The organism is Sulfuriferula sp. GW1, assembly GCF_047300855.1.
Taxonomy (GTDB): domain Bacteria; phylum Pseudomonadota; class Gammaproteobacteria; order Burkholderiales; family Sulfuriferulaceae; genus Sulfuriferula.
Genome location: NZ_CP170197.1, coordinates 3,219,420 through 3,243,386, shown reverse-complemented (window position 1 = coordinate 3,243,386; position 23,967 = coordinate 3,219,420). Strand labels below are relative to the sequence as shown.

Here is a 23,967-nt window from a genome sequence, read left to right as displayed (position 1 = left end):
AGATTCGGTGTAATGGATTGTTATGCCCTTTCTGAAACCTCCCGAACAAGTTCATCAACACTGGATCCAGAAAAGCTGTTGTCATTCCTCCATGTGCTTACACTGCGTTTCTGCACACGAAACTGATCTCCATCGTCCATGATTCGATAACTAGGCGTTCCACACAAAACAGGGTATCCATCCTCGATTTTCCAATCGAGTACAGAAGAGCGTACCTCGTGCAGCTTGGCCATGAACGAAGATGCTGTTTGGAATCGCTTTGCATCGTCCAGATGACAGGCTTTCCTTATGACCCTCTTTAGATTCTCGGGAACCCATGGGGGCATCGAAGCAAGATCCAATATTCGTCCGGAGTAGATTCGTGTCTTTATGCACTGATCAACATAAGCATCTTCATCCGAAGGTGTGCCGAGGGACTTTAAGTGCCGTAGCTCTTTCCGTGAAAGCCACGCCATCCCATCGTAAGGAAGATATCCGCCGAGCAGTTGGTAAAGTACGATTCCAGCTTGGTATATATCTCCGGGCATACCGTAGAAGCTCGTGCTTATAGTCTCTGGCGGTCGGTATAAAAGGGAATGGCTCGATGCAGGTATTACTGAACAGCCTTCAGGTATCCGTTTTACAGCCCCAAAGTCCCCAATGACTGCGTGATGGTTGTCTGTTACGTAGATGTTTGATGGCTTTAGGTCTCGATGCAAGAAACGCTTCGCGTGTAGGTGACTAAGTCCATCCAAAATCTGATACGTGAAGTCAAGGGCTCCCAAATTTCCGATGTTCGTACGTTCCAAAACGTCGTCTAAATCACCGTTACTACAAGCAGGTGTGAGGAAATATGCCCAAATATTATCGATAAGCCCCGCATCGTGAATGGGTAGAACGTAATCTGACGCTATGGACGCAAGTTGATTTGGCTCGGCGTGATACTCCGACTTTCCACCCCAGTAATAAAACTTGACTGCTATAGCCTTATTAGTAATTTTGTTTGTTCCGAAGAAGACATAGCCATTAGCCGCTTTAGCATCTTCCTTCGTGAAGCGGATGTTCTTCGAGAGAGTGTGCAATGCATCTTTGATTACAGCTGGGGCATTAACACCGTTGAGATACAAGCTGGTCATTTGGTGGATTTCATAATCGCAGTGCAGGCAGTCAGGAAAGCCTCGTGCTGGTACTTGTTCAAAGATTTAGGGATGTCGAATTTGTATTTTCTATTAGCCGCGCTGATAGTTGCGGATGGTAGCAAGATCACACCACAGTCACCGGCCAGTTGAATGATGCCTTCGATCTTGAATGTGACTGGACCCCCAGCGAACTCACCCTTCTTGCTTCGTTTCTTGATGGCGATGCATTCAATAGTATTGTCGCGCGCGAACCCGCTGACTAGAGCACTGAACGACTTAACTTGGCCCGTGTCTTCATCGTCCTGTAGTGCTATCCGCTTTGTATCAAGTTGGGAGTGAGAGATTTCACCATCTTCGATTTCAGCGACCGCGATGATTGCTTCGCTACCTTTTATTTCTATTCCACAAACCTTCATAGGTTGCTCCCAGAGGCATAATAGTCATTAGCCGGATGCTGGCCTCCGGACTTTTTTAATAGCACCGACACGCATCATGCCATTGTATTTTGTTGATACGCAATGGTTTTCACGGCTTGTCGCCCGCTGCTGAGACATGCTTCATTCGATGATTAAGCAGCCCTTCAAAAAATTTACATACGTTAAGTCCACCTTAAGTTGCCCGGTTCAGAATGCAATCTCGGTAAGGCAATGTCGCCTGGCCGCATTGACTGGATCAGGAGCAATATCATGAGTAAGCAAGCATTTAAAAGCGTTCGTAGTCCTCACTTCGTTTCCATTTTAATCGCCGCCGCGCTGTTAGGCGGCGTCGTTTCCGCCCAGGCTTATACAGGTGAGAAATTGGCCCACAATGCCAAAGTCACCATGGCCGAGGCACGCACCATTGCCCTCAAGGCACACCCCGGCAAGATTACTGACGAGGAGCTGGAAAAGGAAAATGGCGGCAGCGGATTGCGCTATTCGTTTGATATCCGTCAGGGTAAAGTTACCCATGAGGTCGGCGTGGATGCGCAATCCGGCAAGGTGCTGGAAAACAAGGAAGAAGGCCCCAACCCCGACTAAATGAACGAGGCCTGCATAGCCCCGCCCCTTGGCGGGGTTTTTGCGCTGGTCATTTGCGGTTTGCGACTATGGGATGAACCGGGCAGAGTGCGAAGATGCAAAGGCGGGAGAAAATCAATGAGAATACTGCTGGTGGAAGACGACGCGATGATAGGCGAAAGCGTCGAGGAAGGTCTGCACGGCGAAAACTACGCGGTGGACTGGGTGCGCGACGGGCGCGGTGCGGAGCTGGCGCTGGGCAATCAGGTCTACGACCTGGTACTGCTGGATCTGGGGCTGCCGAAAAAGCAGGGGCTGGAGGTGCTGACGGATTACCGCAAGTGCGGCGGCGCAGCGCCGGTGCTGATTCTGACCGCGCGCGATGCCACCCCGGATCGGGTCAAGGGGCTGGACGCAGGCGCGGACGATTACCTGGTCAAGCCGTTTGACCTGGATGAGTTGTTCGCGCGCGTGCGCGCCTTGTTGCGGCGTCACGCGGGGCGCGCCCAGCCGGGCATCAGCCATGCCGGACTCACCCTCGACCCGGCCAGCCACGAGGCCAGTTTTCAGGGCCAGCCGCTGACCTTGTCGGCGCGTGAATTCGCGCTGTTGCAGGCGTTGCTCGACCCGCCCGGCCGGGTGTTGTCGCTGGCGCAACTGGAGGAGAAACTCTACGGCTGGAATGAGGAAATCGAGAGCAACGCGGTGGAGGTGTACATCCATCGCCTGCGCAAAAAACTCGGCGCCGATTTCATCCGCAACGTGCGCGGCGTCGGCTACAAAGTGGCCAACCCGGCATGAGGCCATTACGCCAGCAGTTGCTGATCTGGTTATTGGGTGGGATGCTGCTCAGCTCGCTGCTGGCCGGGGCAGTGCTGTATCTGCAGGTGCACGAGGAAGCCAATGAGTTGTTTGATTATCAGCTCAAGCAGATGGCTGCCTCATTGCCCGCGCAACTCACCTTACCCACGCCACCTTTATGGGGCCCGGACCCCGAGGAAGATCAGGATATCGTGATGCAAGTGTGGGACCGCAACGGACAGCCGCTGTATGCCTCCAATCGGGCGCTTGCATTGCCGCGCTATCTGCCCAACGGGTTTCATACGGTGACGACCCGGGATGAGCAGTGGCGTGTTTACGCGATTACACGGCATGGCCATATTATTCAGGTAGCGCAGCCTACCTCGGTGCGTCAGGAACTGGCCGCCGGGCTGGCCGCGCGCTCGCTGTTGCCGTTTGCCGTTTTGATTCCGGCGCTGGCACTGCTGATATGGGTGGCGGTGGGGCGGAGTCTGGCGCCGCTGCAGCGTGTCGCCGATGCGTTGCGGCGACGTAGCCCCGATGCCATGCAGGCATTGCCAAACGACAATCTCCCGCCGGAAATACGTCCCTTGGTGGACGCCTTGAATAATCTGCTGGAACGCCTCGAAGAGGCGCTTGCCACGCAGCGCGCATTTGTCGCCGATGCGGCGCATGAACTGCGCACTCCGCTCGCCGCGTTAAAGCTGCAACTGCAACTGGCCGAGCGCGCCGACACGCCGGCTGCGCGCACGGCCGCCATCGCCAAACTGCATGAACGCCTGGATCGTGCCACCCATCTGGTCGCCCAACTGCTCACATTGGCACGTCAGGAACCGCGCATGGCGACGCGCAAGTTCGCGGCGGTGAATCTGGCTGAACTTGTCCGGCAAGTGGTTGCCGACCGCAGCCCGCTGGCGGAGCGCCGCAATATTGATCTGGGTGTCGCCGCGGATGCCGTGGAGGTGGGCACGCAGGGAGACGCCGACAGCTTGCGCATCCTGCTCGGCAATCTGGTGGACAACGCCATCCGTTACACGCCATCGGGCGGCCGGGTGGATGTCAATGTGCAACGGGCGAACGGCCAGCCTGTGCTCAGCGTGCTGGATAACGGGCCGGGCATCCCCATCGAAGAACGCGAACGCGTGTTCGACCGCTTTTACCGGCGCGAAGGCAGCGGTGTGACCGGCAGTGGATTGGGATTGGCGATTGTGCAAAACATTGCTGAGCAACACGGTGCGGTGGTGGTGCTTACCGATAACCCGGAAGGTTCGGGGCTGCGCGTTGAGGTGCGTTTTCCGGGATAAAATTACGCATAATCCCAATGCGCCCCGAACATGCCATCCTTAAAATTACAATTCAGCCACAGAGATCACAGAGATAAAACGACGGGCTGCAGTTAATATTGGTTTCGCCCTCCAGATGCACCGAAAAACATGTGGAACCCGCTTTATCTCTGTGTTCTCTGTGATCTCTGTGGCGACCTGATTTTTTCAAATTCATGCATATTTGGTTCGATATTTCCTTCCACGGCTACGGCCATTTAGCACAGGCCGCCGAGGTCATCAACGCTTGCGCGATACAGCACCCCGATCTGCGGCTGACGGTGAAATGCGCCGCGCCGCGTGAGGTCATCGCGCGCCGCATCCGCGTGCCCTTTACCCACATCCAGTCTGCCAGCGACGTGACCATGGCGATGGTCAGTGCGGTGGAAGTGGACGCAGACGCCAGCGCGCGCGGCTATCAGGTATTTCATCGCGACTGGGCACGGCATGTGGCGGATTACACTGTGCTGTTGCGCCATGCCGCGCCCGACGTGGTGCTCGCTAACGTCGCCTACCTGCCGCTGGCAGCAGCCAAACGTGCAGGTATCCCTGCTGCCGGGCTGTGCTCGCTCAACTGGGCGGACATCTATGCGCATTACTGCGGCGGGCGTCCCGAAGCCGCTGAAATACTGGGCGAGATGCGCGCGGCCTACGCCGGGGCGGAGCGCTTCATCCGACTCGAGCCCGCCATGCCCATGCATGACTTGCCGAACCGTGTCGCTGTGGGCCCGGTGGCCCAATACGGGCAATCGTTGCGCGCGCATATCAACAGGCAACTGGGGTTGAATCCAGATGAAAAACTGGTGCTGGTGAATATGGGCGGCATGCATTTCAGGCCGCCGATGGAATCCTGGCCACGCCTGCCCGGGGTGACATGGCTGGTGCAGCAGGATTGGCGCGTGCAGCATGCTGACGCGTATGCCTTCGAACCGCTGGGCATGGCGTTTACCGATGTGCTGGCGTCGTGCGATGCGGTAATCGGCAAACCGGGCTATGGGCTGTTCGCCGAAGCGGCGGTCAATGGCGTGCCATTGCTCTATCTGCGACGTGTGGACTGGCCGGAAGAGCTGTATCTGGTTGACTGGCTGGTACGAAATGGTCGCTGTCTGGAGGTGTCGGCAGCGGCTATCGCCAGCGGTGAGCTAGCGAGTGACCTGGCCGCGCTATGGGCGCAACCGTGCCCCCCACCGGTACGGTCGAACGGGGCGCAGCAGGTGGTTAAAATTATCGCGGAGATGTTGAAAAATCCGCCCGTCTGAAACGCCACCGCCCCGGCTGCATGGCGCAGGCCGGGGCGGCGGTTTGCATCAGTCTAAAGTTACGCGACCTTGGCGATGATTGCGCCGAGCTTGATGCTCAGCCCGGCGGCAACCCAGCTAGCGTAATCCGGGTCGGCCCTGTAGCGGCGTCCAAACTGACGCACCCGGGATCACGCGAGATCGAAGCGATCGAGGTTCATCACTTTGTTCCAGGCCGCTACAAAATCATGGACGAACTTCTCCTGTGCGTCCGAACTGCCATAGGCTTCAGCCAGCGCCCGCAGCTGGGAATTCGAACCGAAGACCAGGTCGATGCGGGTGCCGGTCCACTTGCGTTCGCCCGTTACGCGGTCGGTTCCCTCAAACACGTCTTCAGCATCCGGCACTGGTTTCCAGCTCGTGCCCATGTCGAGCAGGTTGACGAAGAAGTCGTTGGTGAGCGCCCCCGGCTGTTTGGTGAAGACACCGTGCTGGGACTGTCCGAAGTTGGCATTCAGGGCGCGCATGCCACCCACCAGCACCGTCACCTCGGGTGCGGTAAGCGTCAGCAACTGTGCCTTGTCGAGCAGCAGCTCCTCGGCCGAGATGGAGTACTTGGCCTTCTGGTAGTTGCGGAAGCCGTCCGCGATGGGCTCGAGCACGGCGAAGGCGTTCGCATCGGTTTGCTCCTGCGAGGCGTCCATGCGCCCCGGCGTGAACGGTACCGTCACGGCGTGACCGGCATTCTTCGCCGCCTGCTCGACCCCGGCGCAACCCGCCAGCACGATCAAGTCGGCCAGCGAGATCTTCTTGCCGCCCGCGTTGAACTCACGCTGGATGGATTCGAGCTTGCCAAGCACCTTGGCCAGTTGCGTGGGCTGGTTGGCTTCCCAGTCCTTCTGCGGCGCCAGACGAATGCGCGCGCCGTTGGCGCCGCCGCGCTTGTCGGAACCGCGGAACGTGGACGCCGAGGCCCAGGCGGTCGAGACCAGCTCCGAAACGGACAGCCCGGACGCCAGGATTTTGCCTTTGAGGGCGGCGGCGTCCTGGTCGTCGATCAAGGCATGATCGACGGCGGGGATGGGGTCTTGCCAGACCAGCTCTTCGGCAGGCACTTCGGGACCGAGATAGCGCGAACGCGGGCCCATGTCGCGGTGGGTCAGCTTGAACCAGGCGCGGGCAAAGGCATCGGCAAATTCTTGCGGGTTCTTGTGGAAGCGCCGTGCAATCGGTTCATAGATCGGATCCATGCGCATCGCCATGTCTGCAGCGGTCATGATGATCGGCACCCGCTTCGACGGATCGTCGGCGGCCGGAGCCTGGTTGCTGTCGGTCTCCCGCTTCGGCGTCCACTGCCAGGCGCCCGCCGGGCTTTTCTCCACGACCCACTCGTTGCCGAACAGCATGTCGAGATAGCTCATGTCCCATTGGGTCGGGGTCGGCGTCCACGAACCTTCCAGTCCGCTGCCGATCTGGTCGCCGCCCTTGCCGCTTTTGAAGCTGCTCTTCCAGCCCAGGCCCATCTGCTCGATGGGCGCGGCTTCGGGCTCCGGCCCCACGTGCGTGGCCGGACCCGCACCGTGGCATTTGCCGAAGGTGTGGCCGCCGCAGGTGAGCGCCACCGTCTCTTCGTCGTTCATCGCCATGCGCGCAAAGGTCTCGCGCACGTCGCGGCCGGACGCAACCGGATCCGGGTTGCCGCCCGGACCTTCCGGGTTGACGTAAATCAGGCCCATCTGCACCGCAGCAAGCGGATTTTCGAGCTCGCGCTCGCCGGAATAGCGCGTCTTGTCATCCAGCCATTTTTCTTCATTGCCCCAGTAGACGTCCAGCTCAGGCGCCCAAATATCCTCGCGTCCGCCGGCGAAACCGAAGGTCTTGAAGCCCATCGACTCCATGGCGACGTTGCCCGCAAGAACGATGAGGTCGGCCCAGGAGATTTTCCTGCCGTACTTCTGCTTGATCGGCCACAGCAGCCGGCGCGCCTTGTCGAGGTTGACATTGTCGGGCCAGCTGTTGAGCGGTGCGAAACGCTGATTGCCGTGCCCCGCGCCGCCGCGGCCGTCGCCGGTGCGGTAAGTCCCGGCACTGTGCCACGCCATGCGGATGAAAAAAGGGCCGTAGTGGCCGTAATCCGCCGGCCACCAGTCCTGCGAGTCGGTCATCAGGGCGGTGAGATCCTTTTTCACGGCCGCAAGGTCGAGCTTCTTGAATTCCTCAGCGTAGTTGAAGTCCTCACCCATCGGGCTGGACTGCGGGGTATGCTGGTGCAGGATTTCGAGGCGCAACTGGTTCGGCCACCAATCATGGTTGGATTTTCCAGTGCCGGCGGTGGGATGGAATGGGCATTTCGCTTCGGTTGTCATGTGTTTCTCCAATGAAAGTTAGAATCAATGACGCGGCCCGATTTGGAGTCCGGCTACGATCTTGTGAAAGGCGGGTTACCGTGCATGTGCCGCAGGTACATCTGCATCCCTTGCATGCTCACGGGTTAGGCGTTGAAATGCGCCCTCTTTTCCATCAGCTGATAATCCTGCATCAGTACCGGACTGCGCGGGTCGGCCGTTTGCGAATTCTGGTTGCGGGCTACAGGCATAACGGCGGTGGGGGGCATATAAGGGCATTCGCGCATTTTCATCTCCTTTGATCCGCATAGTGAACATTCTGTACAGACATGCGTGCGCCTGTGCAGTCTCCATTCAAGACCATGCAACATCATTTAACCAATTGTTTATTTCAAACCTTGCAATTGAAATTTGCTATTGCGGTTTGTTTTATCAGGAGGCAAGACGGCAATGCGCGCAGCGGCCGCTATGAAGTCGTAGTAAAGCGTCATTCATCGCGGCTGATGGTTTTCCATCATAAATCTACTTTTCCAGAGACTCTCAACCCTGCCACTGGCGAGTCCTGCCCACATCCACGTGGACAAAATCGGAGTTGGGGTAATAGCCCACGCCGCCGCCTCGCAGCATGAGTGCCGCGCGGCGCACCTGGATAAGTTCACGACCGGGAACACGAATATCGGCGGCCATGCCATCCAGATGCATGCTGTGTTTGGCTACCCCTTGGCTGCGTGCTGCGAGCATGGCATTGGTGGCGGGAGAGCGGTAGCCGGAAATAATATGGAAAGGCTGGCGGGCATCAATCACAGTATTTAAGCGGTACAGCAAATCAAGCAGCTCGGGCGCCATGATCCTGGTCTCATCATTGCGGAAATCACGCAGAATGTGGTTGATGTCGTTCAGCGCCTGGGGGATGTAGGCACCTTCTGCCCAGTAGACGGTCTGGAGGTTTTCCCCGGTATGAATATTATAAAAAGCCAATGATCGTTCCGGCGCCAGAACTCCGCTCAGTGTTGCGCGAGCGGGTGAAGAGGCCAGTCCCGCTGCGGCAGCCAGCACCCCCAGTTTTAGAAATTTACGGCGGTTTGAGTCTTTCATGGCGTATCTCCATTTTGAACCGGGGCTGGTAACTCAACTTCGCGGGCCAGCCCTTCTCTCAGTCGAATCGTGTTGTCTACCTTATGCCAATCTATCAGGTTACTCAACCCTCGGGCCCGGGCTAAATTTTCCACGAGAGAAACCGGATCCATCCCTTTTTTATAAATGTCGCGGTTCACCTCCAGAAAAATGCGGCCATCTTCAAGTTGTGTCAGTAGTACAGGAGCATAAATGATCTTGCCGGACTGACCGCTGCGTACCTGTTGAAAAAGCGTTGCGATGTCATCCTGGTTCAAGCGGATGCAACCGTGACTCTGGAAATGGTAAATACTGGCCGGCGCAATGGTGCCGTGAATGCCAATTCCCGGAAGGGTCAGTCCAATCCAGTATTTGCCGAGCGGATTGTCTGGCCCTGGCGGTACCTTGGTTTTTACAACTTTACCTTCCCGTAGCATCTCCGCCTGGATCGACTTGGGAACATGCCACGTCTTGTTTTCCTGCAGGTTAGCCGTGAAGAAGGGGCCTGTCGGTGTTGGCCAGTCCGGGCGCCCCAGCCCCACCGGATAATGGGCCACCAACCTGCCCGCCTGAAAATAATACAGCATGCGCTGCGGCAGGTTGATCAGTATGCCTTCTTCCAGTTGTTCCGGGACGATGTGACGGTTATCTATCTGCAATAATTGGCCTGGTAATAGCCTGGTGCTGGATTTCATGTCATTCATCCGTGCAAGAACGGACTGATCGATACCAAAGCGGGCGCCAATGTGGGTCAGTGAATCGCCGGGTTGTACGACATATTCAAATTGCCCACCTGTAAGCAGAGGAGGGAACGCCGTCATGTCCTGCGCTTTAGCGACATAAATCCAGACCATGAACACTCCCAATGCGAACTTCATTAGGATCTGGCTATTCATATTTCTCCATCATCTTTCCGCTGTCTCCGCCACTGAGCAACCGTACCGCCCGGACAATGCCCCAGTCATGCAAAGCATATCTCCGGCGTGTCGGGTTGAGGGTAGTCGTTAAATTGTTTTTCGGTGCTGTGTTTAGCTTGGTCGCGCCGGGAGGTGACGCCAGGATCAGCTGAATCCCCATATGGCGGGAGTGAGATACAAACTGCGGATCAATCGACGGCATGGAAAGAACCCATCTTTGCCCGCAATGATGGGCGTTCCGCCTGGTTTATGGTCGAACTCTCATTCCGAGCCTGTTTTATTGAGCGGACGATATGTTGGGTACTGGCGTTACTAAATTTAATTAAAAAAAGGAAAGCCGCGCAGCCAGTTCGCTGCGCGGAAAGGTTGATTATCTCTGCTGTTCGGCCACAAAAATTTCTACGCGGCGATTTTTGGCTCGCCCTGCTTCGGTGCTGTTTGAAGCGACTGGCTCGTGAGAACCGCGACCGTCTACAGTGAAACGGCTTGATGCCACGCCCCTGGTGACCAGATAGTCACGGGTTCGGGCGGCACGTTCAACAGATAGGGGATCATTGATCGAGTCGCTGCCGGTACTGTCGGTATGGCCGACGATGGTCACCAGCGTAACAGGATTCTCAACCAGACTTGCCGCAAATTTATCCAGAACAGGCCGGAAATTGGGTTTGATATCTGCCCGGTTGGTGTCAAATGAAATATCGCTAGGAATCTCGAGTTTTAGCCGGTTATCCGCGGTCTGGCTGACTTGCACGCCGGTTCCCTGGGTGGCTTGTTCCATTGCCCGTTTCTGATTTTCCATTTTATTGGACCAGATATTGCCGGCAACTGCGCCCGCTACACCGCCCAGCGCTGCTCCGGCAGCAGTCCGCCGTCCACCGCCGCCGCCTGTGGCCGCCCCAATGACGGCGCCGACACCTGCGCCTATGCCCGCACCCGTAGCTGTGCCACGCTGGGTTGGCGTCATGTTCGCACAGCCGGATATCACAAATACTGTTGCTAGGGCGCTTATGGTTAGCTTATACATAGTGATTCCTTAGTGAATTGAACCTCTGGAGATACTCGCAAGCACTTTGAATTTATGCCTTGAGTAGATAACCCAGGATACTTGAAAAGCCCTGGCTGAAACAATATAAACGGAGGGAGGAGCAGATGCCTGCTGCTAAAGAAAAAACAAGCAGCAGGCAGACTTGAGGCGAATAATTTGCGGTTGCAGATTATTTGGTTGCGGTTACTTCTATGTCAACGCGGCGGTCAGGCTGCAAGCAGGCGATGAGTTTAGGGCTCTTGCGGCCGACACATTCGCCTGGTTTGGTAACTGGCTCGGTCTCGCCCACGCCTTTAGCGCTAATCTTGTCAGCAGGAACGCCTTTGCTTACCAGATAGTCTTTTACTGAATCAGCACGGCGTACCGACAGCTTCTGGTTGTAAGCATGGCTGCCAATACGATCGGCATGGCCGACTACATGAACTTCATCGTATTTGGCGGATTCGAGATCGCGCACGAAATCGTCGAGGGTGGTCTTGCCTTTGGGTTTCAAAGTTGCCTTGTTAAAATCGAACAGCGCATCGGCTGACAAGCTTACTTTTTGAACCGTAACGGGCACAGGCGCTGGTGCTGGCGCTGGTGCAGGTTCTTGAGCTGCCATCGCAGGCTCGGGTTTCGGTTCTTCTTTCTTCACCAGATTCGGATCACATTCAGCGGTCGCCATCGCAGGAGTCCAGTAACCAGTGCGCCAGCACTCGCCGTAGTTATCTTTTACGACTTTGCCGTTAGTGTCGACCAGATATCCGTAGTTGGTTGGATTCGCCGCCAGAGCCATGCTAGGCAATAATGCAGCAGCAATGCTCGCGATAATCAATTTTTTTGTTGCAGTCATGTTTACTTCTCCCACCGGTTTATAAAGAAATTGACCTCAGCCATTTTAGGAAATGGCACCATTGCTATTACTTGCAGTCACGTATTATGAGAGTTAATTAATTAAAATAAAACCCGTTCGAATACGATAGATTTAGTATACGCTAAAATTTTTTGATTGCTCTGTGCGCTATCGAACATAACCAAAGTAGAAACCCGTTTTCCAGACATCGTTTGACTGAGAAGGCGACCTTATTCATTCCACCTTGTCTCTGTTCAATCGAGTGGGTGATAAATTAAGGAAGGATTAATTCCGTTCGATTTCTTGTTCAAGAGCAAGACGTGTCTTGCTAATTAGTTTAGTAATGAAGCGCTTGGTGTCAAGTACAAGTAGCAGGAAGGGGAAGATGATCCGGTGGACTTATACGGATTGTATGGCACTGGTATCGGTGTCGGATACCGAATTTTTAATCATGTCCCGTGCAATCTTGGTTTGCGTTTCGGTGGTGGCGTGCACAATCAGAACCGTATGTCCGCTATTAAGTGCGCCTTTCACAAGATCTGCAAACCGGCCTTCTTTTATCCCGGCCCCCACGGAGGCTCCGGCGATAGCTCCAACGCTCGCTCCCCAGCCAATTATCGTGAGCGGACCAAGCAAGGGGCTAGCGAGAAAAAGGCTTATATTCGCAGCCGCCAGGGCGGCCACCCCCAAGGCACCGACCCCACCGCCAACGATAGTTCCGATGGCGCCATCCTTGACCACCTCGCGCAGGACTTCGTTACCTTCGGGCTCTATTTTGCGGTCATCGTAGGATTCCGAAGGAAGTAATATATCTATTTGCTCAAGATTGAATCCCTGTTCAATTAATAAATCGCGTGTCTTGATTGCAGCAGATTTGTTGCTATAGATACCAGCTATTTTATGTATGTATTTGTCCATGAAATATTTCCTGTCGCGATATATCCGAAGAATCTCTGGGGAGGAGCATATGAAGAGCGCGTAATTACTCTTTATCCTCTTTGCCGGCGGGATGTAGCAGATGGACTGGTCTGACAGGGTCAAAATCCACCCATTCGCCATTGCGCCATTGGCCCTCTGTTTTTTCGATATCCTGTGCGCCCGCCTGTTCCAGACTTTGAACTACCAAGCTCTCTGCGTTGCCTGGCTCTTCGACCCTGATGGCGACTATAACGCCCGAGGCGCGAGGAGTAAGGTCTGATGCATTGGGGTTATCGGCTGTGTCATCCATGCCTTGCAATGAACCTACCAGGGAACCTGTGTAAGCGCCCACTACAGCTCCGGTTGCAACTGCGACGGGCCCGGCTGGCAAGGTGGCCAATCCTGCAATTCCGGCCCCGATGGCGCCGCCAAGCATGCTGTTGTGATGTGCATCGTCCGCCGCCGGGTCGGAATGGTGGTCGCCCCCGATGGGGTAAGCGGCATGATGCCCAGCGGGCCCTACATAAAACGCACAAATATCTTCCTGGCTGACACCTGTTGTATTCATTAACACCTGAGCGGTTTTTGCGGCTTTATCCCATGTATCAAACCGATCGGACAGAATGGTTTCCATAATATTTGACCTTTCGCTGAAGATAACTAGATTGTGACAAGCATCCACTAAAATGTTTCTTAAGTACTTGGCAAGCATCGGAACATAAAAGACACAATATACCGGCCGGGGGGAAAGCACCGTGCGCCTACGCACAGAGCAATCCATCAGTTAGGTTTAAGCTGTATTTTTGAAACCCGGGCCAATTGAAGAATGAAGGAGGCGCCACGGCATTTCGCAGGCGTTGCCATTTCGATTACAGATGGGCTTGGGTTACACTCCGCCGTATGACTCTCACGGAATTGCGTTACATCGTCGCCGTCGCGCGCTCGCGCCATTTTGGGCATGCAGCAGAGGCATGCTTTGTGTCTCAGCCCACGTTGAGCGTGGGCGTCAAAAAGCTGGAGGACGAGCTGGGCGTGACGTTGTTTGAACGTGGCAACAACGAGGTTACAGTGACCCCGGCCGGCATGCGTATTGTCGAGCAGGCGGCGCACATTCTGGAACTGGCCGGTGATCTCAAGGCGCTGGCGCAGCAGAGCAAGGACCCGCTGGTGGGGCCGTTGCGGCTAGGTGCGATTTATACCATTGCTCCCTATCTGTTGCCGCAGCTGATCCCACAGGTGCACGCGCTGGCACCGCAGATGCCGCTGCTGCTCGAAGAGAACTTTACTGCCAAGCTGGCAGAGAAGCTCAAGCGGGGTGAGCTGGATGCGATCATTATTTCGCTGCCGTTCGACGAACCCGGCATTGAAACCCAGATGCTCTATACGGAACCGTTTCAAGTGGCGCTCCCGGCGGGTCATGCATGGTGTGCGAAGTCTGCCATTCATGCAGACGAATTGATTCAAGAGAGTCTGCTGCTGCTGAGCTCGGGGCATTGCTTCCGCGATCAGGTGCTGAAGGTGTGCCCGGCGCTGAACCGCACGGCAGCCGCGCCGGGGAGCATGCAGAAAACGCTGGAATCAAGCAGTCTGGAAACCATACGTCACATGGTGGCTTCCGGGGCGGGGATTACGGTGATGCCGTGCACGGCGGTGCCGACCGGGGCGGCAGAGCAGGGGCTGCTGGCGTTCCGGCCGTTTTCCGACCCCGCCCCGGACCGGCCGGTGGCCCTGGCCTGGCGCAAAAGCTTTACCCGTCCGCAGGCGCTGGAAGCGGTGCGCCAAGCGGTGCTGCGTAGCGATTTGCCGTGCGTGCAGAAGCATCTGTCACCGGTTATAGAGTAATAGTCTTTATCTATCTATCAAATAATAACAATCAATTATATTAATCTATCGCATCTCCGTAACATGCGAAGCGTGGGGTGAACGCCCCGCCTGACCCAAACCAAAAGGAGATGCAAAATGAAATACCCCGAATCCGTTACTATCAAAAACATCGAGTCCGCTTTTGCGGGTGAATCGATGGCTTATATCAAATACATGTACTTCGCTAAAATGTGCCGTGCCGCGGGTGACGAGGCCTCTGCCAAAGTGTTTGAGGAAACTGCCACACAAGAAGTGCAGCACGCCTTCGGCCACCTTGATCTGCTTTATCCAAAGACCGAGATGACGCCAACGCGCTGCCTGGAAATGGCGATCGAGGGCGAAACCTACGAGTACACCGAAATGTATCCCAACTTTCGTCATGCGGCAGTCGAAGAAGGCAACCACGCCGCAGTAGCGGAAATGGACGAGCAGATCGCGGAATCCAGGGAACACGCTGCGCGCTTCCAGGCAATTCTGGAAAAGGCGGCGAAACGCTTCGCGGCGCTCGCCAAAGTGGAAGAAAAACACGCCAATCATTATCGCGACACGCTCGCGCAAGTGACAGCGTAAGGCACTTGGTTAATCATTCTTTGAATTCAGGAGAACAAAATGCAAGTATGGACATGTATCGTGTGCGGTTTTATTTATGACGAAGAGGTCGGTTTACCGGAGGAAGGAATTGCCGCCGGGACACGCTGGCAGGACATCCCCGAAGACTGGGCCTGTCCCGACTGCGGTGTCGCCAAGGCCGATTTTGAAATGGTGGCAGTATAGGAAAGCACTTGGCAAAGGAAAAATATATGGAACCCATCGTCATTATTGGCAGCGGCCTCGCGGGTTACACGCTGGCGCGCGAGTTGCGCAAGCTGGACCAGGCCGTGCCGCTGGTCATCATCACTGCGGATGATGGACGCTATTACAGCAAGCCGCTGCTCTCCAATGCACTGGCGCAGGGTAAAACGGCCGATCAGCTGGCCGGTGCCTTTGCTCCGGCCATGGCGGAGCAGCTCAACGCCGAAGTGCTGGTGTTTAGCCGGGTTGAGGACATTGATCCGGTGGCTCGCAGCGTGCGCGCCGCGCAGCGCGTCATCGCCTACAGCAAGCTGGTGCTGGCGCTGGGTGCCGACCCGGTGCGGCCGCAATTGGCGGGGGATGCAGCGGATAGCGTGCTGTCAGTCAATGATTTGATGGACTATGCGCGTTTTCGCGAGCGGATCACCGGTACCAGGCGCGTGACGATTCTGGGCGGCGGGCTGATCGGCTGTGAGTTTGCCAATGACCTGTCGCACGCAGGTCATCTGGTGGATATTGTTCATCCGGCCCTGTACCCGCTGGATCGTTTGCTCCCCGAAGCTGCAGCCCAGGATTTGCAGCGCGGGCTGGCCGGGGTGGGGGTGACCTGGCATCTCGGGCATACCGCCACTGCGGTTAACCGCGCGGCGGCGGGCTATGCGGTAACCCTGGACGATGGTGCGGTGATCGCCACCGATGCCGTTCTTGCTGCAATCGGCCTGCGCCCGCGCGTGACACTGGCGCAAGCGGCCGGCATCCGCGCGGCGCGCGGAATTCAGGTTAACCGCCTGCTCGAGACCAGCGCAGCGGATGTGTATGCGCTGGGCGATTGCGCCGAGGTGGCGGGCCATGTGCTGCCTTATGTCATGCCGCTCATGGCGCAGGCACGAGCGCTGGCTGCCACGCTCGCAGGCACGCCGACTGAAGTGGTATATCCCGCCATGCCGGTGATAGTGAAAACGCCGGCCTGTCCCGTTGCGGTCGCCACGGTTGCAGGTGAGGTGGCCGGAAGTTGGCAGGTAGCCTGCGGGGAAGAAGGCGTATGTGCCCTGTATCAGGATGAGGGGCAAGACCTGCTTGGTTTCGCATTGACAGGTAAACAGGCCGGCCAGCGGCAGGCATTGGCCCGGCAACTCCCGGCGCTGATGCCCTGAGCTGATTCGTTTGCCGGACCAATCTTTATGCCTGTCGGGGTTGGGGCTCCACGTCTATGATGAATAATGTAATGGGTTAAAACATTCAGCCGGCCAAAAGGAGCAGCCATGCAAATACCTCTGCAAATCACCATACGCGACATGCCCGCTTCCACAGCTTTGGAAGACCACATTCGTGAAAAAGCCGCCAAACTCGAACTGTTTTACCCGCCGCTGATGGGCTGTCGTGTCGTCATTGAGCTGCCCCACAAACACAAGCATCAGGGCAAGCTGTTCAATGTACGCATTGATCTCACGGTGCCGGGCAGCGAGATCGTCATTAACCGGGACCAAAGCGAAGATATTTACGTGGCGTTACGCGATGCGTTTGACGCGGCCAAGCGCAAGCTGGAGGATTATGGCCGGCGCCAGCGCGGCGATGTGAAGACCCACCAGAGCTGGCCTGCTGCGGCCGAACCGGCCGGCGCAGAGGACGTCGTGGGAGACAGCGAAACCCCGCCTGCCAAATAACGAGGAGGGTGTTCCGATGCAAGTCCGCACCTCTCTGCCGGCGGATCGGCTTTGTCGCCGTTGCGATCCGGATAAATTCCAGTTTGCCACCACTGCCGAACTCGACGACCTGACCGAGACCATCGGTCTGACGCGGGCTGAGGAGGCAATACGGTTTGGCATCGGTATGCGCCACGACGGCTTCAATCTCTATGTGCTCGGCCCGGCCGGTGCAGGCAAGCACGCCCTGCTGCGCCAGTATCTGGGCAGCCGCGCCGCCACCGAGCCGCAGCCGCTCGACTGGTGCTACGTCAACAACTTCGGCGACGGCCACAAGCCGCGTGCGCTGAAACTGCCCGCTGTACTGTGCTGCGCGCTACCATCGGCATGTCGCCGCCGGCTGCGTGAACTATCGGGTGGCGGCACGGCTGATTGAATTCAGCCCTAATCCGTCAGTTCTTCGCTATCGGTACCCCGCAAAAAAGCGGCACGCGGCGCAAGTCGCGCAAGAAACAATAGGACCGGTGTCATGGAGCTGGCCGTCAAACGCATCCTCATCGCCCTGGACGCATCGCGTCGCGGGTCGAGGCTGTCCGGGCGCAGCGCATGCTGGCTGAAGCAGCGCACGCGTTGCAAGCGAACTGGACGTTCCGCGTCACGCGTGGCCAAATGGTGGTGGAGGTGCTGGCCGAGACGGCCGATCTGCTGGTGATGGCCAAGTCGGGACGCCTGGCTGCGTTTACATCATCCCGTTCTCAGTGGCGGGCAGAAACGCCGGTGTTCGTCATGTGCGAGCCCGAGGTGGCCGGCTACCGAATTTTGGCAGCAGGGCTCTAGCCGGTGCAAGGTCTGGGCGTGGGCCTCACGGTGCTGATCGCGGCGCGCACGCCGGAAGAATTCGAGCAGCGGCGCGAGGCTGCGTTCGCCGGGCTAGGCGGGCAGACCGTGTCCGCCCGCGTCCTGCGGCTTGCCGAACTGGTGCGCTGCGGGTGCGGTGCAGCTCTGGTGCTGCACGAAACCAGCCTGCCCACAGAGCGGGCGGCGCTTGATGCGCTGCTGGGTGCCGTCGAATGTCCGCTGATCGTGGTGCGCTAGCAGGGTGACGGGCCGTCGTCCACCACGAACCCTTCCATGAATTGAGGTTACAGCCAATGTCCGCGCAACTTGCTAACCAGGCACCGGAACTCACTCCCGCCGAACAGGCCCGGCTGGTAGCGGCGCTGCGCGAATCCGCGTGCCACCCACACCCGGCCAATGAGGTGCAGGTGCTGGAAACCCACATCTCCCACGTGCTACTGGCGGGCGACTATGCCTACAAGATCAAGAAACCGCTGGATCTGGGTTTTCTCGATTTCGCCACCCTCGACAAGCGTCGTTTCTACTGCGCCGAAGAACTGCGTCTTAACCGGCGGCTGGCACCGGACCTTTATCTCGGCGTGGTGCCCATCGGCGGCAGCGTGGATGCGCCGCGAATTGGTGTTGAGCCGGCCCTCGAGTATGCGGTGAAAATGCGCCGCTTCGCTCAGGCAGGCCTGTTCGACCAATTGTTGGCGCGAGGCGAGCTCAGCCCCGGTCACACCGACGAACTGGCGGTACTGATCGCGGATTTTCATGCCCGCCTGCCGGCGGCTACGCCGGACAGCCTTTTTGGTACGCCGGAAAACATCCTCGCGCCGGCGCGCCAGAATATCGATCAGTTGCGTCCGCTGCTCACTCGCACCGAGCAACGGGCGCGTCTGGAAGCAGTGAGCATCGCCACCGAGTCCGCCTACGCTGACCTGAAGCCCATGCTGGCGGCGCGCCGGCGGGCAGGCTGGGTGCGCGAGTGCCACGGCGATCTGCATCTGGGCAATATCGCGCTGGTGGACGGGCGCATTACCGTGTTTGACTGCATCGAGTTCAATCCCAACCTGCGCTGGATCGATGTGATGAGCGAGGTCGCGTTTCTGGTCATGGACCTTGTCGTGCGCAACCAGACGCCGCTGGCATTCCGCTTTCTCGATGCCTATCTTGCCCGCAGCGGTGACTACGAAGGGGTGGGGGTGCTGCGGTTTTATCTCGCCTACCGCGCCATGGTGCGGGCCAAGGTGAGCGGCATCCGCGCGCACCAGCCCGGTGCGAAGCGGGCCGAAAAAGTGCGCGCCCTGCGCGACTGTCTGCGCTATCTGAAACTGGCCGAGGTGTTCTTTCGGCCTGCTCTGCCAGCGCTCATCGTCAACCATGGCCTGTCCGGCAGCGGCAAGACCACATTCTCCCAATCCGCGCTGGAAAACCTGGGTGCCGTACGCATTCGCTCCGACGTGGAACGCAAGCGCCTGCATGACCTGCCCGCCACCGCGCGCACCGGTTCGGGGGTGGAAACCGGCCTGTATTCCCGCAACGCTACTCGCTCAGTCTACGACCGGTTGGCGGAACTGGCGGGCAAGGTTATCACTGCAGGGTTTCCGGTGATCGTGGATGCCACCTTTATCGCCCGCTGGCAGCGCGATCAATTTCGCGCGCTGGCGCAGGCGCTGGGCGTACCCTTCATCATTGTCGATTATCGTGCCAATGCAGCCACCCTGCGCCAGCGTGTGCAGGCGCGGGCGCATCTCGGCACGGACGCATCGGAGGCAAACCTCGCTGTGCTGGAACGCCAGCTCGAAACTCGCGAGCGCCTGGGCGCGGACGAGTATCCCTGCGTGTTTCGCTTCGATGCCGAGCGCAGTCTCGATGCGCAGCATTTGCGCCGCACCTGGCAAGGTCTGGCGCGGCGTATCCGACGACAGACCTGACCGAATGCCGATCTCACGTTTTTCCCACCCAACCCTGTCAGAAAGGTGCTGCCATGAGACCGCAACTCGACCAAACCAAGTTCCACCCCATCCGCCACGACCGTCTGGTTCAGGAACAGGTGCACGACACCTACAAATCCAAGCACAAGCCGGTGGAACCCATGCGCTGCCCCCAATGCGGCGCCGTTTTTGATGCAGGTCGCTGGCACTGGGGAACCGCTCCCGCGGGCGCTCACGAGGCGTTGTGTCCGGCCTGCCATCGCAGCAACGACGACTACCCGGCTGGCTACATGGAATTGAGTGGCGCCTTCTTCATCGCGCATCGCGATGAAATCCTGAGTCTGGTACGCAACCATGAGGAGCGTGCCAAGCTTGAGCATCCGCTACAGCGCATCCTGAAAATCGAAGATCAGGCGGACGGTGTACTCGTGACCACCACCGACATCCATCTGGCGCGCAAAATCGCCGAAGCGTTACACGATGCCTTCAAGGGCGAACTGGAATTTCACTACAACGAGGAAGAGAGCTTGCTCCAAGTGAAATGGAGCAGGTAAGTGCGCAATAGCGGCAAAAGCTACGGAGTAAATTTTCTCCGTACTCTTTGCTGATAATTGCTATGTCAGGGGATTCAGGCCTGTCCGGCTTGCTCTTCGGCAATTTCCTTGTGTACCTGCGCCATGTCCAATTCGCGTACCTTGGCAATCAAGTCTTCCAGTGCTGAAGCCGGCAGGGAACCAGGCTGCGAGTAGACGATGACCTTTTCACGGAACACCATCAAGGTTGGGATGGAACGAATCTGAAAGCTGCCGGCAATAGCCTGTTCAACCTCGGTATTCACTTTGGCGAAGATAATGTCGGGATGGTTTTCGGAAACCTGGTCATAGGTTGGTGCGAAGGCGCGGCAAGGGCCGCACCAGGGTGCCCAGAAATCAATGATGACAAAATCGTTTTCCAGGACGGTAGATTCGAAATTTTCCTGGGTAAGGTCGAGGGTGGCCATGCGAAACTCCAGACAGCGGTGAAAGATAAAGCGTAATGGGCTACGGTCAGCCGAATCATTATGCGTTATTAAATATTAGCATGTTCGCGTTGCGCTCGTCCGGGTTCTCCAGCTATTTAACCAGCAGAACGTTGTCCATGTTTCGCATGGGCGATATCTGATTACGGCGCATGGCTTGCCTGGGCTGGGCGAGACTGGTTTTAACTTCAACGCGTTGCACTGCCTGAATGATCTGTGTGGACAGCACACGCGCCTGCTGCGCAGTGAGTGCCAATACGCAATTATCCGGGGTCAGGGTGATGACCACGCGATCTTCGCTGTTTGTCTGCTCGGATACGCTAACGATTACTGCCTGCCTGTTATCTAGTGCGATCACGATGTTACCTCCCGCGTAATGAATGGTTTTTGCCTGACTCTTGCACAATGCGTGCCAATCGGGCGTTGGGCATGACAGCTATTAAAACAGGTGAACTTGAAGTAACGATGACATCCGCAAAACCAGGAATTCAAACGAGATATCAACAACGCTGCCGAGAACCTGACACATTCAATAGGGTCTATCGGTAGACATGGGCTTGGGATGGAACAAAATTGGGCATAGTTGAATCGGTTTATCCGAAGGAAGTCGTTGTTACTACCCGGACAGACCGCTTGTATGAAATCACTGAATGCATAGCAGGAATCTGTAAGGTTTTGCTGGGAACGACGACCAAGCGCATGTAAGCTCAGAATGCGTTCGTGACTGAATCTGTAGCATGGCAAAAGATCTGTTGAGGTATCAAGCCTCACCATCCCAAACAAAAGGTGCTCCTATGTTGATAAAGAAAGCCGATGTGTTAAAAGCAGCGGAGATTACTCCGTATGAAATTTATCTGAAGCGTCGTGATTTCTTGCGCGCTGGATCAGCCTTGGCGGTAAGCGCGTTGTTGCCCGGCGTAGCTGAGGCCACCACCCGGCTGTCGGGCATAGTGAGCAGTCCTTACAGTACCAGTGAGGAAAAAACGCCATATAAGGATGTCACCACTTACAACAATTATTATGAATTCGGCACCGATAAATCCGACCCTGCCGAAAATGCCCAGGGCTTGCGCACTCGTCCGTGGACCATTTCGGTGGAAGGCGCGGTCAAGCGTCCCAAGATCTGGGATATTGACGCTTTGTTAAAAGCATTTCCCATTGAGGAACGCATCTACCGCCTGCGCTGTGTAGAGGGGTGGTCGATGGTGATCCCCTGGGAAGGCTTTGCGCTCGCCAACCTGATTCGTCAGGTCGAGCCAACCGGTAGCGCCCGATATGTGGAGTTCACTACCCTGCACGATCCGGCGCAGATGCCCGGTCAGCGCTCCAGCGTACTGAACTGGCCATACACTGAAGGTTTGCGCCTGGATGAAGCCATGCACCCGCTGACTATTCTTGCAGTGGGTCTGTATGGGCAAACCCTGCCTAACCAGAATGGTGCGCCGGTACGACTGGTTGTGCCATGGAAATATGGTTTCAAAAGCGCCAAATCGATTGTGCGTATCCGCTTTGTCGAACAGCAGCCGAAAACTGCCTGGGGGCGTGCGGCGCCCAGTGAATATGGATTCTATTCCAATGTTAATCCCCAGGTAGATCATCCGCGCTGGAGCCAGGCCAGGGAGCGCCGCATCGGCGAGTTTTTCAAGCGCAAGACCGAGATGTTCAATGGTTACGGTGAGCAGGTCGCGCGGCTGTATCAGGGCATGGATTTGCGCAAGAACTTTTAGGAATGCGGCTGTATGAGAAACGTTTTACTGAACCCGTCAGCGCGTCAGATTATTATTGCGAAAGCGACGCTCTTTATAGTCGGGCTTTTACCACTGGCCCGGCTGGTGTGGCTGGGAGTCAATGATGGATTAGGTGCCAACCCGATCGAATTTATTACCCATTCCACAGGAACCTGGACCTTGGTAGGTTTGCTGACTACCCTTTCCATTACGCCTCTACGCAAAATCTCGGGCTGGAACTGGCTGATTCGCTTGCGCCGGATGCTGGGTTTGTTCGCATTTTTTTATGCCTGCCTGCACTTTACGACGTACATCTGGCTGGATCAATTCTTCGACATGCAGATGGTTGTGAAAGACGTCATCAAGCGTCCGTTTATCACCGTAGGATTTCTTGCTTTTGTGTTATTGATACCGCTCGCGCTGACGTCCACCAATGCCATGATGAAACGTCTGGGCGGGAAAAAATGGCAAAGACTACACCGGCTGATATATGCCATTGCCGTGCTTGGAGTCGTGCATTACTGGTGGCTGGTAAAAAAAGACATTACCCAACCACTGGTCTATGCATTGGTGTTGGCGGCACTGCTCGGAATTCGATTGGTATTTAAAGCGCAGATCCGCATTCCGGCGGTTATGCCCAAGCATAACGCGGAGTAGAAATAAAAAGGGCGGGGATTACCCCGCCCCAAGTGTTGCATCTGTGCTTAGGAACCCGTTGGGCCGAGGGGTTTCGGTGCCATGATGGGTGCCAACGCTGGGGCTGGCTTCACAACAGGTTTCTTTGCCACAACAGGTTTAGCTGCTGGTTTAGCGACAGCCTTTTTCGCTGCAGGTTTGGCTGCAACTTTTTTAGCTGCTGGTTTAGCGACAGCCTTTTTCGCTGCAGGTTTGGCCGCAACTTTTTTAGCTGCTGGTTTAGCGACAGCCTTTTTCGCTGCAGGTTTGGCCGCAACTTTTTTAGCTGCTGGTTTAGCGACAGCCTTTTTCGCTGCAGGTTTGGCCGCAACTTTTTTAGCTGCTGGTTTAGCGACAGCCTTTTTCGCTGCAGGTTTGGCTGCAACTTTTTTAGCTGCTGGTTTAGCGACAGCCTTTTTCGCTACGGGTTTGGCCGCAACTTTTTTAGCTGCTGGTTTAGCGACAGCCTTTTTCGCTGCGGGTTTGGCCGCAACTTTTTTAGCTGCTGGTTTAGCGACCACCTTTTTAGCTGCGGGCTTTGCCGCCGCTTTGGCGGGCGCCGCCTTTTTGACTGCGGGCTTGGTACTACTCTTTGCAGTTGTTGCCATCACTATTTCTCCTCTAAAAGTTAAACAACTGAGTTGCCACTTCGTGCAGAGTTTTGCAAATGCACTTCCAAGACGTTGGGCATTTACGACTTATCCGGCTCTCAACTCCCGAAAAAAACATTGCAAATGGGTGATGATCGCGCTTCTCCGCTTGGTGCCGCTAATTCTAGAACAGTTTTTTTTTAAATGCGCAACATAGATAGCAAAAATTGAAAATATT

Annotated in this window: 29 protein-coding genes; 17 read left to right on the top strand and 12 right to left on the bottom strand. The window is 56.5% G+C overall.

Features of this window, described 5'->3' with window-relative positions; genetic code table 11:
* Nucleotides 1-20: 20 nt before the first annotated feature.
* Together ACFDAU_RS15950 and ACFDAU_RS15945 are read right to left on the bottom strand one after the other, a co-directional pair.
* Complete coding sequence (locus ACFDAU_RS15950; RefSeq protein WP_413437890.1) at nt 21-1,115, bottom strand: protein kinase domain-containing protein; 1,095 nt, start codon at nt 1,113-1,115, stop codon at nt 21-23.
* Nucleotides 1,112-1,534 (bottom strand): DUF3010 family protein, encoded by a 423-nt coding sequence (locus tag ACFDAU_RS15945; protein ID WP_413437889.1) that lies wholly within the window; start codon nt 1,532-1,534, stop codon nt 1,112-1,114. Before ACFDAU_RS15945 ends, ACFDAU_RS15950 begins: the two co-directional genes overlap by 4 nt.
* A 270-nt stretch (nt 1,535-1,804) precedes the next feature.
* Between ACFDAU_RS15945 and ACFDAU_RS15940 the strand changes: the two genes are divergently transcribed.
* The 4 genes from ACFDAU_RS15940 to ACFDAU_RS15925 all read left to right on the top strand — a co-directional run bounded on the left by ACFDAU_RS15940 (nt 1,805) and on the right by ACFDAU_RS15925 (nt 5,498).
* Nucleotides 1,805-2,137, top strand: a complete 333-nt coding sequence (locus ACFDAU_RS15940; protein ID WP_413437888.1) for a PepSY domain-containing protein — start codon at nt 1,805-1,807, stop codon at nt 2,135-2,137.
* A 117-nt stretch (nt 2,138-2,254) separates the two neighbouring features.
* Nucleotides 2,255-2,917 (top strand): response regulator, encoded by a 663-nt coding sequence (locus ACFDAU_RS15935; RefSeq protein ID WP_413437887.1) that lies wholly within the window; start codon nt 2,255-2,257, stop codon nt 2,915-2,917.
* Entirely contained in the window at nt 2,914-4,221 is a 1,308-nt protein-coding gene (locus ACFDAU_RS15930) for an ATP-binding protein (protein ID WP_413437886.1), read from the top strand. Before ACFDAU_RS15935 ends, ACFDAU_RS15930 begins: the two co-directional genes overlap by 4 nt.
* Nucleotides 4,222-4,415: 194 nt before the next feature.
* Nucleotides 4,416-5,498: a hypothetical protein gene (locus ACFDAU_RS15925; protein WP_413437884.1), complete on the top strand. Its 1,083-nt coding sequence runs from the start codon at nt 4,416-4,418 to the stop codon at nt 5,496-5,498.
* Nucleotides 5,499-5,668: 170 nt separating this feature from the next.
* On the opposite strand, the gene katG is transcribed toward ACFDAU_RS15925, so the two are convergent.
* The 8 genes from katG to ACFDAU_RS15885 form a co-directional block, all read right to left on the bottom strand.
* Nucleotides 5,669-7,843: a catalase/peroxidase HPI gene (gene katG, locus ACFDAU_RS15920; protein WP_413437883.1), complete on the bottom strand. Its 2,175-nt coding sequence runs from the start codon at nt 7,841-7,843 to the stop codon at nt 5,669-5,671.
* Nucleotides 7,844-7,968: 125 nt separating this feature from the next.
* A complete protein-coding gene (locus ACFDAU_RS15915; RefSeq protein WP_413437882.1) occupies nt 7,969-8,109 on the bottom strand; it encodes a catalase in 141 nt (46 codons plus the stop codon).
* 253 nt (nt 8,110-8,362) lie between these two features.
* Complete coding sequence (locus tag ACFDAU_RS15910) at nt 8,363-8,917, bottom strand: DUF882 domain-containing protein (protein WP_413437881.1); 555 nt, start codon at nt 8,915-8,917, stop codon at nt 8,363-8,365.
* Nucleotides 8,914-9,831, bottom strand: coding sequence for a L,D-transpeptidase family protein (locus ACFDAU_RS15905; RefSeq protein WP_413437879.1), 918 nt, complete (start codon nt 9,829-9,831; stop codon nt 8,914-8,916). Before ACFDAU_RS15905 ends, ACFDAU_RS15910 begins: the two co-directional genes overlap by 4 nt.
* 391 nt (nt 9,832-10,222) lie before the next feature.
* Entirely contained in the window at nt 10,223-10,876 is a 654-nt protein-coding gene (locus ACFDAU_RS15900) for an OmpA family protein (RefSeq protein ID WP_413437878.1), read from the bottom strand.
* Between the two features lie 190 nt (nt 10,877-11,066).
* Nucleotides 11,067-11,729 carry an OmpA family protein gene (locus ACFDAU_RS15895; protein ID WP_413437876.1) on the bottom strand — a complete coding sequence of 221 codons (663 nt, stop codon included), beginning with the start codon at nt 11,727-11,729 and terminating at the stop codon, nt 11,067-11,069.
* Nucleotides 11,730-12,128: 399 nt separating this feature from the next.
* Nucleotides 12,129-12,647 carry a hypothetical protein gene (locus tag ACFDAU_RS15890; RefSeq protein ID WP_413437874.1) on the bottom strand — a complete coding sequence of 173 codons (519 nt, stop codon included), beginning with the start codon at nt 12,645-12,647 and terminating at the stop codon, nt 12,129-12,131.
* Between the two features lie 64 nt (nt 12,648-12,711).
* Nucleotides 12,712-13,359: a hypothetical protein gene (locus ACFDAU_RS15885; RefSeq protein WP_413437873.1), complete on the bottom strand. Its 648-nt coding sequence runs from the start codon at nt 13,357-13,359 to the stop codon at nt 12,712-12,714.
* 188 nt (nt 13,360-13,547) lie between these two features.
* Here ACFDAU_RS15885 and ACFDAU_RS15880 point away from each other — a divergent pair, with 188 nt between their 5' ends.
* The 10 genes from ACFDAU_RS15880 to ACFDAU_RS15835 all read left to right on the top strand — a co-directional run bounded on the left by ACFDAU_RS15880 (nt 13,548) and on the right by ACFDAU_RS15835 (nt 20,273).
* Nucleotides 13,548-14,489, top strand: coding sequence for a LysR substrate-binding domain-containing protein (locus ACFDAU_RS15880; protein WP_413437872.1), 942 nt, complete (start codon nt 13,548-13,550; stop codon nt 14,487-14,489).
* A 117-nt stretch (nt 14,490-14,606) separates the two neighbouring features.
* Entirely contained in the window at nt 14,607-15,080 is a 474-nt protein-coding gene (locus tag ACFDAU_RS15875; protein ID WP_413437871.1) for a rubrerythrin family protein, read from the top strand.
* A 39-nt stretch (nt 15,081-15,119) separates the two neighbouring features.
* Nucleotides 15,120-15,284 (top strand): rubredoxin, encoded by a 165-nt coding sequence (locus ACFDAU_RS15870; RefSeq protein WP_413437870.1) that lies wholly within the window; start codon nt 15,120-15,122, stop codon nt 15,282-15,284.
* A 26-nt stretch (nt 15,285-15,310) separates the two neighbouring features.
* Nucleotides 15,311-16,456 carry an FAD-dependent oxidoreductase gene (locus tag ACFDAU_RS15865; RefSeq protein WP_413437869.1) on the top strand — a complete coding sequence of 382 codons (1,146 nt, stop codon included), beginning with the start codon at nt 15,311-15,313 and terminating at the stop codon, nt 16,454-16,456.
* 108 nt (nt 16,457-16,564) lie between these two features.
* Nucleotides 16,565-16,966, top strand: a complete 402-nt coding sequence (locus ACFDAU_RS15860) for an HPF/RaiA family ribosome-associated protein (RefSeq protein ID WP_413437868.1) — start codon at nt 16,565-16,567, stop codon at nt 16,964-16,966.
* 16 nt (nt 16,967-16,982) lie between these two features.
* A complete protein-coding gene (locus ACFDAU_RS15855) occupies nt 16,983-17,381 on the top strand; it encodes a Lon-like protease helical domain-containing protein (RefSeq protein WP_413437867.1) in 399 nt (132 codons plus the stop codon).
* A gap of 170 nt (nt 17,382-17,551) precedes the next feature.
* Nucleotides 17,552-17,782 (top strand): hypothetical protein, encoded by a 231-nt coding sequence (locus ACFDAU_RS15850; protein WP_413437866.1) that lies wholly within the window; start codon nt 17,552-17,554, stop codon nt 17,780-17,782.
* 108 nt (nt 17,783-17,890) lie between these two features.
* Nucleotides 17,891-18,040, top strand: coding sequence for a hypothetical protein (locus ACFDAU_RS15845; protein WP_413437865.1), 150 nt, complete (start codon nt 17,891-17,893; stop codon nt 18,038-18,040).
* Nucleotides 18,041-18,096: 56 nt separating this feature from the next.
* Nucleotides 18,097-19,719, top strand: coding sequence for an AAA family ATPase (locus tag ACFDAU_RS15840; RefSeq protein WP_413437863.1), 1,623 nt, complete (start codon nt 18,097-18,099; stop codon nt 19,717-19,719).
* A 53-nt stretch (nt 19,720-19,772) separates the two neighbouring features.
* Entirely contained in the window at nt 19,773-20,273 is a 501-nt protein-coding gene (locus ACFDAU_RS15835) for a BCAM0308 family protein (RefSeq protein ID WP_413437862.1), read from the top strand.
* A 74-nt stretch (nt 20,274-20,347) separates the two neighbouring features.
* On the opposite strand, the gene trxA is transcribed toward ACFDAU_RS15835, so the two are convergent.
* Both trxA and ACFDAU_RS15825 read right to left on the bottom strand, forming a co-directional pair.
* Entirely contained in the window at nt 20,348-20,719 is a 372-nt protein-coding gene (gene trxA / locus ACFDAU_RS15830; RefSeq protein WP_413437861.1) for a thioredoxin, read from the bottom strand.
* A gap of 112 nt (nt 20,720-20,831) precedes the next feature.
* Nucleotides 20,832-21,095, bottom strand: coding sequence for a hypothetical protein (locus ACFDAU_RS15825; protein ID WP_413437860.1), 264 nt, complete (start codon nt 21,093-21,095; stop codon nt 20,832-20,834).
* Nucleotides 21,096-21,531: 436 nt separating this feature from the next.
* Between ACFDAU_RS15825 and msrP the strand changes: the two genes are divergently transcribed.
* From msrP to ACFDAU_RS15810, 3 genes are all read left to right on the top strand, one after another.
* Nucleotides 21,532-22,464 carry a protein-methionine-sulfoxide reductase catalytic subunit MsrP gene (gene msrP / locus ACFDAU_RS15820; protein ID WP_413437859.1) on the top strand — a complete coding sequence of 311 codons (933 nt, stop codon included), beginning with the start codon at nt 21,532-21,534 and terminating at the stop codon, nt 22,462-22,464.
* A 12-nt stretch (nt 22,465-22,476) separates the two neighbouring features.
* Entirely contained in the window at nt 22,477-23,121 is a 645-nt protein-coding gene (locus ACFDAU_RS15815; RefSeq protein ID WP_413437858.1) for a sulfite oxidase heme-binding subunit YedZ, read from the top strand.
* A gap of 81 nt (nt 23,122-23,202) precedes the next feature.
* Nucleotides 23,203-23,946 carry a hypothetical protein gene (locus ACFDAU_RS15810; RefSeq protein ID WP_413437857.1) on the top strand — a complete coding sequence of 248 codons (744 nt, stop codon included), beginning with the start codon at nt 23,203-23,205 and terminating at the stop codon, nt 23,944-23,946.
* Nucleotides 23,947-23,967 lie beyond the last annotated feature (21 nt).